We start from the raw sequence: 2,520 nt of genomic DNA, 5'->3' as shown, positions 1-2,520 counted from the left end.
GTAAGCGCGTAGGCCATCCCACGTATCTTTGAGCGTGCCGAGAGGGCATTTTCTGCATGAATCATGCGGGGAATCCTATGAGCGACACGGTGAATCAGCCTCGGGCGTTTGAGATTTTGACTGCCGAACCGGTCAAGAAGCGACGCAAGCCACGCGATTGGTCAGATGACGAGAAGGCCCGGCTGGTTGCCGAGACGCTTCTGCCCGGAGCCAATGTGTCTGGGATCGCTCGCTCGGCAGGGGTTGACCCATCGCAGCTCTACGGCTGGCGTCGCAAGGCGCTTTCGTCTGGCGCGGTCACGCCTCTGCAGGAAGCGACGGGCAACGAGGTCAGGTTTGCGCGTGTCGAACCGGTGGCCAATCCTGTGGTGGAGATTGTCATCGGCGATATCGTTGTTCGCGCGGGCGGCGATGTTTCCCCCGAACATCTGGCGAAGGTTCTGCGGGCGGTTCGCCTGACATGATCGGCTCGGGTGTTGTGGTCTACGTGTCCTGCCAACCGGTAGACTTCCGCAAGGGAGCCGCCTCCTTGATGGCGCTCGTGCGAGATGGTGGCCTTGACCCGTTCAACGGTGCGCTTTACGTGTTCCGATCGAAACGGGCGGATCGCGTTCGCATTGTATGGTGGGATGGTTCAGGGGTCTGCCTCTACTCGAAAAGGCTCGAAGAGCAGAGCTTCTGCTGGCCGGGCATATCGGCGGCTCGGATACGTCTGGATCACGCGCAGCTCATGGCGCTTCTGGCCGGAATGGACTGGAAGAGAATCCGCCCAGCCAAGGCGCGACGACCGTTGCTGACGGGCTGATAGCGCCTGCGGCAAGATGAATCATGTCGCTGTAACAGTTGGGAATTCGGCCGTTTTTGTGCTCTATTCCTTCTCATGGTTTTGCCCGTTTCCGACCTGCCCGACGACGTCGATGCGCTCAAGGCGATGATATCAGCGATGGCGCGTGAGCAAGCTGCCAACGAAGCCCGACTTGCCACCGCGACGGCCGAGATTGCCCGTCTGGAGGCGGTCGAGAAGAGCGCCAACGAGCGCATCGCCAATCTCACATCGATCCTGAAGGTCCTGCAGCGCACGCAACATGGCAAGCGTTCCGAACGGCTGCGCCCCGGTGTTCATGGGGGCATCGAAGACGAACAGGTCTCCTTTGCCTTCGAGGAAGTCGAGACCGGCCTCTCCGCGATCCAGAGCGAGCTCGATCGTGCGGCCAAGGAAAAGCCGAAACGAGCATCCCGGCCGCGCAAGGGATTTGCCGCCCATCTCGAACGCATCGAAGAAGTCATCGAGCCGGATATTCCCGATGATTGTGTCGGTCTGGAAAAGGTCCTGATTGGCGAGGACCGCTCCGAGCGACTGGATGTCGTGCCGCCGAAGTTCCGGGTCATCGTGACGCGCCGCCCCAAGTATGCCTTCCGAGGCCGCGATGGTGTGATCCAGGCAGCGGCGCCGGCACACATCATCGAGAGCGGTTTGCCGTCGGAGCGGCTGCTCGCCTATATCGCCGTCTCCAAATATGCCGATGGCCTGCCGCTCTATCGGCAGGAGGCGATTTATCTGCGCGACGGCGTCGAGATCAGCCGATCGCTGATGGCCCAGTGGATGGGGCATCTTGGCTTCGAACTTCAGATATGCGCCGATTACATTCTCGAGCGCGTCAAGGCGGGCGAACGGGTCTTTGCCGACGAGACGACCTTGCCCACCCTTGCACCGGGAACAGGGAAAGCGACAAAAGCCTGGCTGTGGGCCTACGCACGCGACGATCGACCCTATGGCGGAACCAGCCCGCCGATGGTTGCCTATCGCTTTGAAGACGGCCGAGGCGCCGATTGCGTGGCGCGTCATCTCTCGGGATTCAGCGGCATCCTGCAAGTCGACGGCTACTCGGCCTATACCAGCCTGGTCAAGTTACGAGCCAGGACCGGCAGCAACGAAACGGTCCAGCTTGCAGGGTGCTGGGCACACCTTCGTCGCAAGTTCTATGACCTGCATATCAGCGGCGTCTCGAAGGCCGCAACGACAACGATCGTCACCATGGCCGAGCTCTGGCGCATCGAGGACGAGGCCCGTGGCGCAAGTCCCGAGAGCCGGGCGGCGCTTCGCCAAGGGAAATCCGCAGCCATCGTCGCAGACCTCTTCGATCTGTGGGAAAGGGAACTCGGCAAGGTCTCCGGCAAGTCCAAGACCGCCGAGGCGATCCGCTACGCACTCACTCGGCGCGAAGCTCTGGAACGCTTTCTCAACGATGGTCGCATCGAGATCGATTCCAACATCGTCGAACGGGCAATCAGGCCGCAAACCATTACGAGAAAGAACAGCCTATTCGCCGGCAGCGAGGGCGGAGGACGAACCTGGGCCACACTGGCCACGCTCCTGCAGACGGCCAAGATGAACAATGTCGATCCGCTCCACTGGCTCTCTCAGACCCTGACCAGCATCGCCAAAGGCTGGCCCGCATCCGAAATCGACGCCCTCATGCCGTGGAACTTCAAGACTGACGGCATCAGCTGACCGCTTAC

Annotated in this window: 3 protein-coding genes; all 3 read left to right on the top strand. The window is 61.3% G+C overall.

Annotation, left to right across the window (positions count from 1 at the left end):
• Nucleotides 1–77: 77 nt before the first annotated feature.
• The 3 genes from OCK01_RS26310 to tnpC all read left to right on the top strand — a co-directional run bounded on the left by OCK01_RS26310 (nt 78) and on the right by tnpC (nt 2,512).
• A complete protein-coding gene (locus tag OCK01_RS26310; RefSeq protein WP_263826547.1) occupies nt 78–464 on the top strand; it encodes a transposase in 387 nt (128 codons plus the stop codon).
• Nucleotides 461–805 carry an IS66 family insertion sequence element accessory protein TnpB gene (gene tnpB, locus OCK01_RS26305; protein ID WP_263826546.1) on the top strand — a complete coding sequence of 115 codons (345 nt, stop codon included), beginning with the start codon at nt 461–463 and terminating at the stop codon, nt 803–805. The genes OCK01_RS26310 and tnpB overlap by 4 nt, the downstream gene beginning before the upstream one ends.
• Before the next feature lie 75 nt (nt 806–880).
• Complete coding sequence (gene tnpC, locus OCK01_RS26300) at nt 881–2,512, top strand: IS66 family transposase (protein ID WP_263826545.1); 1,632 nt, start codon at nt 881–883, stop codon at nt 2,510–2,512.
• Nucleotides 2,513–2,520: the final 8 nt, after the last annotated feature.

The organism is Rhizobium sp. TRM95796, from assembly GCF_025779995.1.
Lineage (GTDB): Bacteria > Pseudomonadota > Alphaproteobacteria > Rhizobiales > Rhizobiaceae > Rhizobium_E.
This window is presented reverse-complemented; position numbering and strand designations above follow the sequence as displayed.

Coding starts and splice junctions, on each gene's coding strand:
- tnpB (WP_263826546.1), top strand. CDS start 461: ATGATCGGCTCGGGTGTTGTGGTCTACGTGTCCTGCCAACCGGTAGAC.
- OCK01_RS26310 (WP_263826547.1), top strand. CDS start 78: ATGAGCGACACGGTGAATCAGCCTCGGGCGTTTGAGATTTTGACTGCC.
- tnpC (WP_263826545.1), top strand. CDS start 881: ATGGTTTTGCCCGTTTCCGACCTGCCCGACGACGTCGATGCGCTCAAG.